The organism is Enterococcus raffinosus (assembly GCF_018917525.1).
Taxonomy (GTDB): Bacteria; Bacillota; Bacilli; order Lactobacillales; family Enterococcaceae; genus Enterococcus_A; species Enterococcus_A raffinosus_A.
In genome coordinates this window covers 35,161-50,263 of sequence record NZ_JAHLOS010000027.1, presented here as the reverse complement: position 1 = coordinate 50,263, position 15,103 = coordinate 35,161, and the positions used below count along the sequence as shown (strand labels likewise).

The 15,103-nt window shown below is 39.7% G+C and carries 13 protein-coding genes; 2 read left to right on the top strand and 11 right to left on the bottom strand.

The genetic code is table 11. The features are described 5' to 3' along the window. Positions 1–73: 73 nt before the first annotated feature. Both ypdE and KQI58_RS15585 read right to left on the bottom strand, forming a co-directional pair. A complete protein-coding gene (gene ypdE, locus KQI58_RS15590) occupies positions 74–1,114 on the bottom strand; it encodes an aminopeptidase (RefSeq protein WP_216409961.1) in 1,041 nt (346 codons plus the stop codon). Next, positions 1,104–2,969 carry a BglG family transcription antiterminator gene (locus KQI58_RS15585; protein WP_216409960.1) on the bottom strand — a complete coding sequence of 622 codons (1,866 nt, stop codon included), beginning with the start codon at positions 2,967–2,969 and terminating at the stop codon, positions 1,104–1,106. The genes ypdE and KQI58_RS15585 overlap by 11 nt, the downstream gene beginning before the upstream one ends. Before the next feature lie 530 nt (positions 2,970–3,499). Between KQI58_RS15585 and KQI58_RS15580 the strand changes: the two genes are divergently transcribed. Beyond that, complete coding sequence (locus KQI58_RS15580; RefSeq protein ID WP_127977981.1) at positions 3,500–4,351, top strand: MurR/RpiR family transcriptional regulator; 852 nt, start codon at positions 3,500–3,502, stop codon at positions 4,349–4,351. A 42-nt stretch (positions 4,352–4,393) separates the two neighbouring features. On the opposite strand, the gene KQI58_RS15575 is transcribed toward KQI58_RS15580, so the two are convergent. The 5 genes from KQI58_RS15575 to KQI58_RS15555 are packed head-to-tail and all read right to left on the bottom strand — an operon-like array spanning position 4,394 to position 10,829. Beyond that, a complete protein-coding gene (locus KQI58_RS15575) occupies positions 4,394–5,284 on the bottom strand; it encodes an ROK family protein (protein ID WP_216409959.1) in 891 nt (296 codons plus the stop codon). A gap of 53 nt (positions 5,285–5,337) precedes the next feature. Beyond that, on the bottom strand, positions 5,338–5,961 hold the full coding sequence (locus KQI58_RS15570) for a hypothetical protein (protein WP_216409958.1): 624 nt from the start codon (positions 5,959–5,961) through the stop codon (positions 5,338–5,340). A gap of 12 nt (positions 5,962–5,973) precedes the next feature. Beyond that, positions 5,974–8,106, bottom strand: coding sequence for a hydantoinase/oxoprolinase family protein (locus tag KQI58_RS15565; RefSeq protein WP_216409957.1), 2,133 nt, complete (start codon positions 8,104–8,106; stop codon positions 5,974–5,976). Between the two features lie 22 nt (positions 8,107–8,128). Next, complete coding sequence (locus KQI58_RS15560; RefSeq protein WP_216409956.1) at positions 8,129–9,409, bottom strand: citrate transporter; 1,281 nt, start codon at positions 9,407–9,409, stop codon at positions 8,129–8,131. Between the two features lie 10 nt (positions 9,410–9,419). Further along, entirely contained in the window at positions 9,420–10,829 is a 1,410-nt protein-coding gene (locus tag KQI58_RS15555; RefSeq protein WP_253295975.1) for an FAD-dependent oxidoreductase, read from the bottom strand. A 121-nt stretch (positions 10,830–10,950) separates the two neighbouring features. Here KQI58_RS15555 and KQI58_RS15550 point away from each other — a divergent pair, with 121 nt between their 5' ends. Next, a complete protein-coding gene (locus tag KQI58_RS15550; RefSeq protein ID WP_216409955.1) occupies positions 10,951–11,916 on the top strand; it encodes a hypothetical protein in 966 nt (321 codons plus the stop codon). A 468-nt stretch (positions 11,917–12,384) separates the two neighbouring features. On the opposite strand, the gene KQI58_RS15545 is transcribed toward KQI58_RS15550, so the two are convergent. The 4 genes from KQI58_RS15545 to KQI58_RS15530 all read right to left on the bottom strand — a co-directional run bounded on the left by KQI58_RS15545 (position 12,385) and on the right by KQI58_RS15530 (position 15,101). Then, a complete protein-coding gene (locus KQI58_RS15545; protein WP_216409954.1) occupies positions 12,385–13,398 on the bottom strand; it encodes an NADP-dependent oxidoreductase in 1,014 nt (337 codons plus the stop codon). An 80-nt stretch (positions 13,399–13,478) separates the two neighbouring features. Beyond that, positions 13,479–14,054 (bottom strand): TetR/AcrR family transcriptional regulator, encoded by a 576-nt coding sequence (locus tag KQI58_RS15540; RefSeq protein ID WP_216409953.1) that lies wholly within the window; start codon positions 14,052–14,054, stop codon positions 13,479–13,481. A 121-nt stretch (positions 14,055–14,175) separates the two neighbouring features. Beyond that, the gene (locus KQI58_RS15535) at positions 14,176–14,685 is read right to left on the bottom strand and encodes a DinB family protein (protein ID WP_216409952.1); all 510 of its coding nucleotides are present in this window, start codon (positions 14,683–14,685) and stop codon (positions 14,176–14,178) included. Between the two features lie 71 nt (positions 14,686–14,756). Beyond that, on the bottom strand, positions 14,757–15,101 hold the full coding sequence (locus KQI58_RS15530) for a hypothetical protein (RefSeq protein WP_216409951.1): 345 nt from the start codon (positions 15,099–15,101) through the stop codon (positions 14,757–14,759). Positions 15,102–15,103: the final 2 nt, after the last annotated feature.

Genomic DNA, 15,103 nt, shown 5'->3' with positions numbered 1-15,103 from the left:
TTCAAAGTTTCGGCTTTAAAAATCTGAACTCTCTCATCTTTTTGACAAACTGACAAAGTTGGACTGGCACCCTTTAAATGAAGTCCACCATGCGGTGATACGTTTCTTCCGTAAAATTTTTGATTAACGCTTCATACAGATCGATCATTTGCGCTATATCTCGTTTATTCACGATCGAATAAGCACAATGTCCGTAGCGAACCGGCAAGATCGTAACGACTGTTGGCTTGCCTTCGTTTACCTTATGGGCTTCTCCGCCATCGGTTCCGCCAGAATTGAACATATCCAATTGCAACGGGATATTTTGACTTTTGGCCGTTTCTTTAACGTAATGGACCATTTCTAAATTCGGTGCTAAGGTTCGGTCAAAATGGGTTAGAATCGGTCCTTTTCCGATTTGCCGCTGATTCGTGTGATCTCGGACGAATTCGGTACTAAAGGTCGCGACATCAATCACGAAAACAATGTCTGGATTGATTGCTTGAACCGCCGTCTTCGCCCCGCGAATGCCGACTTCTTCACTGCTAGTATTGGCAAATTGAACGGTTAATGGCAGCTCAACATTTGCGAAGCGCTTCATTAATTCTCCCATCACAAAGCAAGCCAACCGATCATCAAAGGCTTTTCCAGCGTAGATATCCTTCACTGCGAATGCTTCAAACTCTGTCGCGTAACATGCCATATTGCCGACTTCGATCCCTAAATCGGCCACTTCCTCCGCCGTTGTTGCGCCGATATCACAATAAAGATTTTCCGTTTTCCCATCGCGATACTCGCCATTAATGACCCCGCTGATTTTTTTGCCGTCAAAGGTCGTGATACGGATTTTTTGCAAATGCTGAGCGATTGGTTTGACACCGCCAACCACCATTAAATGAATCAAACCTAAATGACTGATACTGCGCACCATGAAGCCGACTTCATCCATATGCCCGCAAATCATGATACTCTTAGGACTTTGGCCTTTTTTGCTAAAGATCAGACTGCCAAGTCCGTCTGTCTGTTTTTCATAAGGCAATTCTGCTAATTCTGCTAAAATTGCTTGCCGGACTTCTTTTTCATTGCTGGCGATCCCATCCACATTCGATAGATTTCTCAAAAAATCAATGTTCACTCTGCTTCCTTCTTCCTAAAACTCGCTTTAATGTATAGTAAAATTCGTGGTAGTCTTTACTTTCCACCAGTGCGTTGATGGCGGCTGGATGGTTCATTAGCTTGCTCAACTCTTTTGAAATAATTTGATGGATGTCTAATTCCTCCGCCTTTAAAGAGACCATAAAAATGATTCTGGCTTCACGCTCCGTTCCACTGGCTCCTTCTGGCAATAAACAAACCGCCACGCGATTTTCCTTACCTGACATGATTAATGGATGGGGAATCGCAACGCCATGTTGATAAATCGTGGATAAATAATTCTCGCGTTCCATCAATGAGTCCTTATATCCTGCAAATCCGACCTTCGCCTCCACTTGATCTGCCAATGCAATCAAGATGTCAGAATAGCTCCGCTTCTGTTCAATCCGAAACAGTGATTCGGAAAACAAATCAAAGAAAGCCCGTTCGATCGAAAAGTTTTCATCGCTTTTTAGAAGACTAAGATTTTCACTGACCTCCAAATAATCAAGTTCGCTTTGAATCTCACTCATCAAGATCACGGGACAATCTACTTCGATCGTCAGCTCAATAATCGAAAAGATCAAATCCGGGAAATACTCCTGAATCTTCTCTATTTCAAACATCGAAAAAGTCTGAATCTTGGCTCTTGGGAAAATCCGCCGCAGCTTCATTTCTACTAGATAGGCCATCCCGCCGCCAGAGGAACATACGACGGCAATCCGATAAATATTTTCGATCAACGTTTGCTGCCACTTGTGATAAGGAACTGTCATATGGGTCGCTAGGTAACCAACCTCATCTGAAGCAATCTTCAATTGAAACTTTTCCTCCAGCCATTTCGAAAACATCACCGCAAAATTAAAGATTACCGGATAATCCTTGCTGATATCCTCCAAATAGGGATTGCTGAAATTTACGTTCTTTCTTGAACGTTCGATCAATGCCGCAACATGGAGATAAACAAGATCCAAAAACTCATGATCCGTCGAAAAATGCGTGTGCTGCTGTTCATCCATTTGAAGAAAATAGTTGGTGATCTCTTCTTTCAACAATTGTTTATTGCTAAGAATCTCCAGCTTCTTCGTTTTCGCTAATAGACTGGCTTCAAAATAGTCATGAATCGCTTTTTGAGTAGGTGTAGTGATCACCGTTCCTTGGAGAACCTCTGTTAACAAGGAATTCGGTATATCTGCCGTTTCTGACCTCTCTTTAATCAACAGCAGTAAGAATAGTTCTTCTTCCAGCCGACGAAATTCCACATAATCAATTTCCCAGTCGTGACCGCGGATTAAATGATAGAGGTTATCCTTCAACTGTTTTTGTGTTTCAAGAGTAAAGGCGCCCTCCAGTTTTTCCAGCAATTTTGCATTGCCTCTCCTATAACAATCCAGTAATAGCAAAAAACGATTTTTTAACTCACTAATGATGCGGATGCCGTAATGCGCTTTGCGCTCCAAAATTAACGAGCTGCCTTTCAGATATAATTCAAGTTTCGAAAGGTCCTTTTTTATTTGACTGCCGCTAACCAGCAGTTCATTACTTAGGTGTTTCACCGTCTGATAATTTTCATCGATCAACAGTAAACTCAGCAAAGATTCGATCCGATCTTTTTGCATCTCGATCGGAACCTCGGAAAATCCCGATAAAAACATTGAGAATTTTTGTTCATCCGAAATAACCAAACGACAACCCAGCTTTGGAGATTTTTCAATAGTAAAGCCTTGCTGTAATTCTGATAGCTCTTGCAGATCATTGCGGATCGTCCGTGAGGAAACACCAATCATTTTTGCCAACTGATCGATTTTCAAGTAGTCGTGCTCTCTTAATGCCGTCAGTATTTGTACTTCTCTCATCCTCACCTCTCCTTTTTTTGCAAGCGCAATCATTTACACATTTAGTATAGGAAACCCCTTTCAATTAGAAAAGTTGAACTTTTTCCACTCGACGATGCAAAACGTGTCCCTTTTAGAAATTGTCAACTATCGGACCTACACCAGTGTATGCGCTTTAAGCATTGTAACAAGTGAAAACCTTCCTCACAATGAAAATGAAAGATTCGATATATTAAATAACCCCATACTCAACAGTGCTGAAAGAATCTTCTCATTTTGCTTAAAATATAACATCTCATCTCTCACTTTTTTGTGCTGAAGAATTATTGTACAGACTTTAAAAGTTCCAGCTTAAATCGTGTGTGAGTTTGTTTTTTTATAAAAAGTTCAAATCCTTCACTTTTTGGAAAAGAATTATTTTTTCCAACTTCATTGAAGCGAAAAATTCAATGGCCTATCAACAAGCTCTTTTTTTACAAAAAAACTTAAGTGAACTAACTACTCAGTACTTGGTTTTATTGATATAATGAGGAAAGAAACGAGGAGATGACATGCAATCCGCTGTATTATTAAAAATAAAGTCATTAGAATCCAGCTTTACTTCTAGTGAACACGACATCAGTAAATTTGTAATTGAAAATCCTGAATATGTTATTTCAAATACCATCACAAATTTAGCCAAAAAGACCAATACTTCGGAAGCCAGCATTAATCGCTTCAGTAAAAAAATTGGTTTTAAAGGGTTTAATAAATTTAAGATCGCATTGGCTCAAAGCATGACTCATCTGGAGGATCAAGAAAAGTCCTTCGATGAATCGAACTTGATCGAATACGTGACGCTTGATTACCAAAAAATGTTAACGAATACATGCGCGATGCTGGATGCTCAAGACATTGAAGATGCAGCGTCGATGATCACACTCAATCGCAAAGTATTCATTTTATCGATCTATAATACTTCCTTTGTCAGCAAGGAATTTGCCTTCAAACTGCGTCAATTAGGGATGGAAGTCACGACTCTAAAAGAGAACTTAGAAACACAACTGGCGATTGAAAACATGAGCAGTGACTCGGTCTTGATCGCAGTCGTTCCATCAGTCATTACAAAGGACATCATTCCCTTCTTGACGAAAATCAAACGAAAAGATGTCAAAACTATTTTGATCTCAAGCAATGATAATCCGAAGGTCAGCGATATGATCGATATTAAGTTCATTATTCCAGATCACATGTCCGCGAATAATTCACTTGTACTGACCAATTCAGTGATGATTTCTTTAGTGTTCGATATTATTTTTGCGACGATTTTGCGAGATAATCGCGGGTTGCGTCAGCGAAAACTAAGCAGCGATACGATAATTAACTCCTATGAATCCGCTGATTCGGCTATTTATGAATGGTAACAAAAATACTCAACCAACTGTTTAAAGTTGATTGAGTATTTTTTATGCTTGATTGTCTTCACTAAGTACTTTTTGAGCTAATGCGAAGTTTCCAATAGTAGCACTCGCGTTATCTTTGAAATTAGAAGTAACAATGAAAGCTTTCAAATCCGGTACAGCCACATAACCAGCATTAATTACTTCAAACTGTCCGCGAACCAGCTCCATCAACCTTTCATTAATGACTCCCCCGCCAAAGATTATTTTGGATGGCGCAAAATTTACTTGCAGGTCATACGCTAATTGCGCTAAGTAGTAGGCCTCGATAGTCCAAACAGGATGATCTTGCGAGAGCTTCTCGCCACAGATTCCCGTGCGCTTTTCAATACTTGGACCAGCGGCAACTCCTTCAAAACAATTTCCGCCATGATAAGGACACACACCAGAAAAATCGAAGTCGGCTTCGTGACGTTGAATAAACCCATGTCCAATTTCTAAGTGAGTCGTTCCGCCGACAAATTGATTGTTTTGGATTACCCCAGCACCAATTCCAGTTCCGACAGTTACATAGACACAGGAATCAACCTCTCTAGCGCCACCCATAGTATACTCGCCATACGCACTTGAGTTTACATCAGTGGTCAAAAAGACTGGTTCTGAAAACCACTCTTTGACCGACTGAATAAAATTGAAGCCCTGCCAAGACTTTTTAGGAGAAGCTAATATTTGTCCGTAAGTTGCTGAAGTTTCGTTGATATCTACTGGACCAAATGTTCCAATGCTCAATGCGTCAACTGGATGTTTTTCAAAGAAAGCTTTCACTTGTGCCATTGTTTTATCAGGTTCCTTGGTGGAAAAAATATTTATCTCAAGAATCTTGAACTTTTCATTTCCTACCGCACAAACAAATTTTGTTCCACCTGCTTCAATACTTCCAAATCTTTTCTCTGACATCTAATCTTCCTTTCGAAACAAACAGCTAGATGCTTTCGCATCTAGCTGTTTGTCTAGGTTCTTTTTAAAGCGTTAAATTGGTCGTATTCTTCTTCGATATCTTTCATCGATAATTGGTTTATTTTTAGTAAATACTGATAATCATAGAAGCTGGGTAAATGACTTAATTTCAACAAGTGCTTCGCAAAGGCGTTAGCCGCTATCTCACTTGTTCGACGAATATGCGCTTTTTGAGAAAATACTAGAATTTTTGCACTCTCGATCGGCGTGAACTGGTCATAAACATGATTTTCACTTCTTTCTTCTAAATAATGAAAGTATTCATGGGCTAAAATGATTCGCTTCATTTCTTTTAATCCCAATTTGTTTGCCTCTGCCAATTGAGCAATTGATTTCTCATATAAATAAACGAGGTTATTGCCTTTTCGATCCGATTCAAATTGCGCTCGCATCTGCACTTTATAGAAAACACCATCATGTTTTTCCTCTTTGATCCTGATGGCACTTTCCGCGTACAATTCAAAGATATCCTTTGATTTTAATTGTGAAACGAAACTTTTACCGATTTCCAAAGATTTTTCAAGATAATTCCAGATATCTTCTACGGGTATCTTATGAAACAGCATATCTTGCTTCAATTCCAAATAAGCTAAAAATTCGTCTGAAAAATAATCCATTGTTGCTCCTTTTTATTTATACGCTACTGCAATGACTTCTTCATTCGTATCTAAATTTTCTGTCTCAACATCCATGATCGATGTTAATTGTTCCAGCGTCTGCATTCCAGTCAAGTCTAACATTTTTTCTCTAAAGAACAAGAATACTTTTGGAATCGTTGCATTGGCGTCTGAATATATTGTATGTTCGTCAATAAAAGAAAGAAACTCTTTATCAGCTTGATTTTTTGGGAATTTAAAATAATGAGCGTTGCTGTGTTTGAATCGAACCACTCCCTCACGGTCAACCACACAGACATTCGTGCGCTTGCTCTTGAAGAAGAGTTTCTTCTTGATGACCATTGCATCCATCAGATTCCAACGCCCTACTTTTCCAGCACATTTGATACTATTCGTATCCAGCCCTAAAGCTTCTGAACTGATTGTTTTCAGCTGATCTTCTGTCACTTCCGATGCACCCAAACTCTTTTGGCGTAGTTCAGTTGCACCTGTAGCGACCGCACGAACGATATTACGTTGAGTATCGATCTCAATATTGACTTCGACTGTTTCCTCATTGGCACCCGATTGAATGATTTTCTCGATAACATCTGCTCGGATTTTTTTAATGTCGCTTTCGCTTGGATTCGTGATCGAACGTTCGATTTGTTCACGAACCATCGCTAATGCGACACCGATTGTTGAAATGTATGGCGCATTTTTAGCTAACTTCCATTTATAATCATAATATTCTGCTAATGCTGGTACGACGATCGCACCAGATCCGCCACCGCCGACTAATGTAATGAAGTTACGATCCATCTCGTATTCATCAATCAAATCATTAATGACTGGTTCTAGTTTTTCCATTGCAAAATTCATGACTTCTTTTGCGGCATCTTCAGCAGATATTCCAAGGTAAGCTCCTAATGCATCCCACGATTTTTTATTCGCTTCAGCATTTCCTTGGGCGTAATCATCTTCGGGAACATAGCCTAATAAGTTCGCCGCACCTGCTAATGTATACGAGTATGCATTGCTCTTTGTTCCTTGAACAACGACATATTCATTTGGGTCACCTTCACGTGGAGAAACAAACTCGATCATTGGATCGTCTAAGTTCTTCACATCAGTAAAGCATTCGTATTCTAAACCAGCGATGTGGGCACTACGCGGACCGACATCCACGATTTTTTTATCTTTCACACGGATCATACTTCCACCCGCAACCGCTAATGTGCGAACATCCAATGAACGAAGATACGTTTTGTGTCCACCGACCTGGGCGTATTTGATCATTACTTTCCCGTTCTTGATGACAGAGATATCGACACTGGTTCCACCAACTTCAAAGAAAATCCCGTCACTGACTTTTTCATACATCAATGCACCCGCAACACCTGCAGCTAAACCAGATAGCATTGTTAAGATCGGGCGTTGGCGTACTTCATTGATACTCATTACCCCGCCGTCACAGCGCATGATCATTAGACCTGATTGGATTTTTGTATCTAAGACTGCTGATTCTGTCATATTGGCTGTCTGCATCATTTTCGGAATCAGTGAAGCATTCACGACTGCTGTCCGTGTCCGCATTTTCAAGCCGTAAAGCTGAGAAATCTCATGGCCTCCTGTCGCAAACAACTTTTCTTCCTGTGCCTTTTGGATCACACGCATTTCATTTTCAGGATCATCGACAGAATACGCTTCACTGGCAACGATTACCTGACAATCTTTATTTACCAGCTCATGAATACTTTTTTCAACTTCTTGTTCGGTTAATTTTGCCGAATCGACGAAGACATGTTCAGAGTGCAAATACTTATTGGGTGCTAACTCAATATGTTCGATTGACGTTTCTTTTTTCGCAGTACGAGCATCCATTCCGGTACCCATGCCGACAATCCCAACTTTTGCTACATCTCCCTCAAGCAATGCGTTCGTTGCTTGGGTAGTTCCGTGTGCGATGAAGATCACATCTTCGGGTGCAATATTATTTTCACCCAAAAGCTTTTGGATGATTTTTACGATTCCTCTAGCTACTCCTTCTTCATGAGTAGTCGGTATCTTTAATTTTGCAATCACTTCATAGGTTTCGTTATCGATCGCCACCGCATCTGTAAAGGTACCGCCGACATCAATCCCAATTCTTACTTTTTTCCCCATTTTCTTTACCTTCAATCTCTTATTAATATAGGAAGAACGAAGCGACAACTAAACCAACGAAGGTGGAAACTGCTACCCAGCCAATCGTTTTCTTCATTACTTCATTGACATCTGTCTTGATAAAATCTGACACCCAAACATTATGGGAATTGGTTGGATCACAAACAGATTGCACGTTACTGTCTAAACGTAATGCGACCATCGCAGCGATTGGATTCATTCCGCCTGCAACTAACAGGGAAATAATCCCACTTCCTAGTCCCCAAACATTTAATGGTCCACGATAGATTGCCAATGGCGAAAGAAGTCCAAAAATCAGAACGAACATCAATTGGTTTTTAGGAATCATCATAGAGATCGCTGGTTGTAAAATAGTTGATACTTCGGCAGACATGACTGCATTCAGTAGCATTCCAATACCGATCATTAATCCAGCTGCTCCAGCAACTTCTTGGATTCCCTCAACAAAAGCACTGCTGACAACATGAATCGGATTTTTAGGTGTACTCAAAATCAAGGTCACGATAATTCCAACAATAATTGCAGCTACTAATGGAACCTGGAAAGCAAAAACTAGAACAACTGGAATGACCGGTGAGATCAAAGCAATACTACGAACTTGACCATTTCGTCCTTGTTTAGTAGGCATTGCCCAAGCTTTGCGACGCTTTCCGCTGAATTTTACATAATAAACGATCATAATTACTGAGATAATAATCAGCGGTAATCCGACCATCCATGAATACGAAGTAACTTCACTTAAATTCAAACCCAATACGTCAATATAAACAGCTAATGTTGATACAGAGAATGTTACACCGATGCCATTCGCCAATAGTAAGATAATTCCACTAACCATTGGCGAAAGTCCCGCTGATATCATGATGGGAACAATAATTGTACCAACTAAAATCACCATACCTAGTCCGTTACTTGCGGCAAAAATCACAGAACAAACCGCTAAGAATGATAAGGCGATGGGCAGTGCTCGATCACCGGCCATTTCTGCCGCCTTTTTTATAATTGTTTCAGTAACTCCAACTTTAGATAATACTTTTCCGAACAATGATCCAAAAATCAAACCAGAGATTGCAGTCGACATTCGCATCGAACCAGCTTCTAAAACATCTTTCACAATTGTGAATTGTTCTGGATCTTTTGATATCACTGTGATTCCCGCAATTAAAGAAATCGCGATAGCCATAATCGGTAAAGCTAGAATCGTTGGAACCTTTCTGGTCATCATCAAACCAACTAAAATAAAAAATACTAACAATATTCCCACTAACTGTACTGTCGCCATTTTTTTCCTCCTAGATTTCGATAAAGCTCTTTTGCTCAATCAATTTATTTTGTAACACTTTAATATCAATATCTCCAATCGCCTCATTTTTTGACACAGCTATTGCTGCTGCTGTTCCGGCTGCTTGTCCTAATGCGGTCATCGTTGGTGTCGTACGTATCGCCGCTTGTGCCTCAAAAGAGGCTGAAACACAACGTCCTGTTACAATCAGGTTGCTGATTTCATTCGTAATCATGATTTCATAAGGGATACGATAATAGCTGTCAAATACAGATTTATCAAATTTTTCATGAGCGACCTCTTCGGTTTGATTAGCATGTACGGAAACTGTTCCTTCACCCTTTGGATTATGAATATCTATTGGGTACCCTGAGTGAGCGATTGTTGATTTAAATGGTTTGTTTTCTAAAACATCTTGGTTCGTCAACGTGTACTTGCCTTTGATCTGTCTCGTTCCGCGAACACCAACACTTGGTCCGCTATAAGCGATTTTCGCGTTTTCAAAACCTGGTACTGATTCAACTAGGAAATAATACAATTCTTCGCATTGTTTGCGACCAATCATCTCTGCTCGGGTCAGACCTTCAGCAGATACACCGCTTTCATTGATGATCCGTGAAGTGTTCATGATAAATTCTCCTGGCACATTGGTCTCAAAGAAAAGAATATCTTCTCGTGGAATGCTGATCCGACCTTCTTCTTTGGCTTTTTTAAATTCATCATCAAAACCAACAAAAGATAAAATTTCTGTGTTTTTCATGACATCTAAATCCCTGTTCAGGCGTGGGAATTTCACTGGATCATTTAACACTGCCTCACGAAGTTTTTGTGTATCAACACCATAGACCTTTAGATTCATCGTCATCGGCTGCATCGCATTGTCTGTTTCCCGACCTAATTGGAATGGCACTTCAGACATTACTGCTAGATCGCCATCACCTGTCGCATCAATAAATACCTTACTTGAAATGTGACTAATTCCATCTTTGTTAACAATTGATATATTTTTGATTTTGCCAGATTCTTTTTCTAATCCGATTAAATAGGTATGGAATAAAACATCTGCCCCTGCTTCACTGACCATCTCGTCCAAAACAATTTTCAACCCTTCAGCTGAAAATGGTGTTACATAAGAAATGTAGTTTGTAGAATCTAGCACATGTCCGGGTGAATAACCGCGTTCAACTAGACGCTCGACCATTTCTTGTCCCAATCCTAAAATAACTTGTTTATCTCCAGCAAAATATGTCATCATCGGACCAACTCCGTTTGCTGTCAATGTCCCTCCAAAGTAGCCATTTTGATCAATAATTAATGTCTTTGCACCGTTCCTCGCAGCGGCGATCGCTGCAAATGCGCCTGACATCCCTCCACCAACTACAACTACATCATAATTTTCCTTCAAAATATTTAAATCCAAAATAATTGCAACCCCTTTCTGTTTGCGTTTACAAAAACAATAATACATTATTTTCAAAAACTGTCAATACCTATGGAAATTTTTTTCAGATAAAGTTATACTGACAAAAAGGAGGTATCTGATGTTTCAATTATCCTATGATCACATTGATAAAAGCGTAGTTTTTACAAAAATTTCGCTAAAAAAAGAGTTAGAAGTGACCTTTTCAAATCTTGGCGCTTCTGTTTTCGAAATATCATTTTCAGATAATCGCAACAATATGGAAAATATTTTAATGGCTCCGCCTAAAGATATTTGGTTGAATAATAGAACATTTGCTGGAAGTATCGTTGGTCCTTTAGCTGGTCGATATGAAGTAGGCCAGACTACTCTCGAAAAGAATCGACCGCCAATTCATTTTCATGGAGGTTCTGATGGCTGGGATAAGGTGATTTGGGATCAATCGATTACAGAAAATGATGATTCTGTTACTGTATCTTTTAGTCACTCAACCATAGATTATGAGGCTTTAGTTATTTATATCATTGACAGGAATTACAATCTAACGATGGAAATTTTGGTAAATCCTAAAGTTACAACTTATCTTAACCCGACAAACCATATGTATTTCAATTTGAATGGTTCAGCTTTCGTACCTATCACCAATCACCTTTTTAAGCTTGATTCCGCTTCAATCTTTCATGAAGAAAACGGCTTGATTAAGTCTGCTGATCCTTTGAATGTCCCAGAACATTTTGATTTTCAAATCCTGAGCAAGCTGGCTTCATTACCAACGTTCCATGGCATTAATCACACATATCAGCTTTATAAGGATTACTCCGGGGTCTTGAGGCATCCGACAAACGGGCGTCAGATAACTTTTAAGACATCATTACCAAGCGTCGTTATTTATACATTTAATGTTGCACAAGAAAATTTCTCGCATAATAATAAACTCTTTCCTATTTACAGCGGGATAACCTTTGAAACTCAATATCCGGCAAACAATTTGGAACTCGTGAAATTTGGGCAAACACACCCTTATCACTCCCGAACAACTTACAGCTTTTCAATCATTGACGAAAAAAATAATATACGCTTAGCGTAGCAGAGCTGACCGATTACACGTTGGAAAAATTATTCGAAAACCAATCTTGAAAGATTGATTTTTGCGATTATAATTTGCTCTGTTGACACCTACAAACTATTATCGAATACTGATACTTGGACGGTCACTGTTAAACTGTTATCGCAAGGAGTACTCGCTTTTGTTCCACACAACATTGTCAAACCTTCAATTTTCCCAAGATATCTGATTGAATCAGCTCAAAACGTACATCTTATTCGCAAAAAGAGTACAATCTGTTGGAGTTCTATTCGAATTGCATATTTTCTCTAAAAAAGTTTAGAATCTTTACTTATCTACATCAGAAATTACTATTGAGCTCGAAAAAAAACTGCTCATTATTGAAGATGAGCAGGTTTTTAGGTTTGAATCAATTTTAAAGAAAATAACAAAACTACTCTACCTTCTGATTTTCCTTAACAGAAACGTAGTAGGGGAGGGATTTCTAACTCATTCACTGTAATCAACCCGAAGCAACACTTTTCCCTTCGGATGTCCTTTTGCGACTAACTGCAAGGCTTGATTAACATCCTCTAGTCGAAAAGTGGTCGGATCTACGGCTGGCACGATATTATTTTTCTCGATAATACGGCTGATCTCCTTCAATTGTTCCCCATCAGAACGAACGAAGATAAACCGGTATTTGACACCTTTTTCTCGGGCTTTTTTATCGAATTTCTTTCCGGCTAATCCAAAAAGAAGTTGCTTTGCTTTTGGCATTCCTTTATCAATCGCAAACTGTTTGTTTGGACCTGCAATCAAGCTGACCATTTTCCCTCCCGGTTTGATAATCGAGAGTTCTCGGTCGAATTCCTTTTCACCTAAAGTATCAATCACAAAATCGACTGGTTCTAATAATTCCCAATAGTTCTCCGTCTTATAATCTAAATACTTGTCTGCACCAGCTGCTAATGTCCGCTCCTTTGCTTCGGAGCTGCCTGACACGATCACAGTCAGCCCTAGATCCTTAGCTAGTGGGATCGCCATTTGTCCGAAGCTTCCTGAACCTCCAGGAATAAACACGGTTTGCCCAGCCTTCGCTTGCAATTCCTCATGCAATGCTTGATACGCGGTCAAACCGGTCAAAGCAGCGGCGGCTCCAGTTAAAAAGTCTAAATTCTTTGGTAGATGAGCAATTGCATTGGCATCTACTGCCACATATTCCGCAAACGCACCGATACTATCAATGGGTAACCGACTATAGACCTTCTCTCCAACTTGAAAGTCTGTGACATTTCCCCCAACTTTTTCGATCACACCAGTCAGTTCATTTCCTAAAGTCAATGGCATTGGATAGTCCTGTATCAGCTTGACAGCGCCCGTGATATTCAATATCTCTAAAGGATTGACCGCTGCTACCTTCACCTTTACTAAGACCTGATCGTCAGTAATCGTCGGTACCGGAACCTCCTTCACGTTTGTCTGTAAATCTTTCGTGTATTTCTCTATTTGGACTGCTTTCATAATAATTCTCCTTTTCTAGAATGAACGTTCTAATTAATGTAAAAATAGTTGTCTCGGCGATTTGCCAAGACAAGCGTTAGCTAATTGATAATACTTAATGCCAAATCAATTGATTGATAAATTTTTTCCGGATCAGTGGCAACCTTGGCATCTACACGTACTCCGAGCCAAATGGTATGTAAGTAATGAGCCGCATTTTTTAGCGGCAATGTTTTTGGAATCTCACCCTTTTGCTGTCCTTCAACTAATAAGTTGTAGATATAGTTCTCACTTCTGTTAAATATCTCATTGATTTTTTGACTGACCTCTTCATCGATCAAAGCCAATTCAGAAGCTGTATTTACGATCAAGCATCCAGCGGGTTGATTCTCATCTTGTTCTAGTGTGATCGAGAGTAAACGACGAATCTGCCCTTGGACTGATTCATCCGAAGAAACTCGCTGCGTAATTCGTTTGGCTAGATTATCTTCGTACAAAGCAAGACTTTTTAAAAATAGCTGATGCTTGTCACCGAATGTGTCATAGATACTCCGACGATGAATGCCCATGCGATCGACCAGCTCCTGCATAGAGGTTTTTTCATAGCCTTGTTCCCAAAATAGGTTCATTGCTTTCGTCAAGACGACTTGTTTATCAAATTCTTTGGTGCGAGCCATAATTCTCCACCTCACTTTCGAGAATGATCGTTCTAATATTAACCGATGTCGCTTTGTTTGTAAACCGATACGAATGAAAAAAGCAGATCTCTCGTTTTGAAAGATCTGCTTTGTGTGAATCTTATTTTCCAATCACCATTCTTCTGGTATACACTGCTTGTCCCGAATGCATCACGGCATCATCAATCGCAGAGACGATCCGAACTTGGCGAGTGACTGGCGGATTCCAGTTGGTATCGATCACATCATCCATACTATTTTCATCGACATTTTTCAAATAGTCTTTGGTAAATTCGATACTGGCAGTTAAATAATCCAGAACCAATTGACGATCGGTCACAACCACTTTCGCTGCTTCTTCAGGCGTGTGTCGATAATCCGGTGTATCGTCGGGCAAATCCAAAGCAAATTTTTCTGACCAACCGGCACTTGTCCAAAGAAAATCTGTACCGTTTAAATCAGAAATCTGCATGTCCAATTCCCGGGCTGTATGCCACATTAGCCAAACCACTGATTTGATCAAAGGCGCGGGCATTTCATTGGCCTCGTCTATGGTCATCTGGTCAAAGGTATCCACAAAACGTTCCTGCGCACGATCCAGCATTTCTATCGCTAATTCCGTGTTCTTCATCTTGAATCCTCCTCATTCATTCTCTACTTTCACTTTACTACGAGGCGTTTCGATGAGCAACTATCCGAATCCTATAGCGCGAATAAATACCTGATATCCTTAGCGAATTGTTTTGTTTCTTCGACAGTTTCAAAACGAATTTGAAGCTCTTGATTTGGCAGCTCCACGATCACTTGCTTATTTTCAGACTGCAAAACAATCTTCTCGTGGGGGAAAAAATCATGAGTAAACTGATCCAAATCAAATTTCGGATGGATGATCATCACACCTTTTTGATAGAAAACAACCGGTGTTTCGTCAGTCGCTTCGACTAAGGTAAAATTCATCAATTCCTCCTCGGAAAGTTGTGAATCAATATAGGCTTGCAGGATCAAAAATTGTTGAGCTGAGTCAAATACTTCTTTAAATTCGCTCATGA

Coding starts and splice junctions, on each gene's coding strand:
- KQI58_RS15580 (WP_127977981.1), top strand. CDS start 3,500: ATGCAATCCGCTGTATTATTAAAAATAAAGTCATTAGAATCCAGCTTT.
- KQI58_RS15535 (WP_216409952.1), bottom strand. CDS start 14,685: ATGAAGAACACGGAATTAGCGATAGAAATGCTGGATCGTGCGCAGGAA.
- KQI58_RS15530 (WP_216409951.1), bottom strand. CDS start 15,101: ATGAGCGAATTTAAAGAAGTATTTGACTCAGCTCAACAATTTTTGATC.
- KQI58_RS15560 (WP_216409956.1), bottom strand. CDS start 9,409: ATGGCGACAGTACAGTTAGTGGGAATATTGTTAGTATTTTTTATTTTA.
- KQI58_RS15565 (WP_216409957.1), bottom strand. CDS start 8,106: ATGGGGAAAAAAGTAAGAATTGGGATTGATGTCGGCGGTACCTTTACA.
- KQI58_RS15575 (WP_216409959.1), bottom strand. CDS start 5,284: ATGTCAGAGAAAAGATTTGGAAGTATTGAAGCAGGTGGAACAAAATTT.
- KQI58_RS15570 (WP_216409958.1), bottom strand. CDS start 5,961: ATGGATTATTTTTCAGACGAATTTTTAGCTTATTTGGAATTGAAGCAA.
- KQI58_RS15550 (WP_216409955.1), top strand. CDS start 10,951: ATGTTTCAATTATCCTATGATCACATTGATAAAAGCGTAGTTTTTACA.
- KQI58_RS15545 (WP_216409954.1), bottom strand. CDS start 13,398: ATGAAAGCAGTCCAAATAGAGAAATACACGAAAGATTTACAGACAAAC.
- KQI58_RS15540 (WP_216409953.1), bottom strand. CDS start 14,054: ATGGCTCGCACCAAAGAATTTGATAAACAAGTCGTCTTGACGAAAGCA.
- KQI58_RS15585 (WP_216409960.1), bottom strand. CDS start 2,969: ATGAGAGAAGTACAAATACTGACGGCATTAAGAGAGCACGACTACTTG.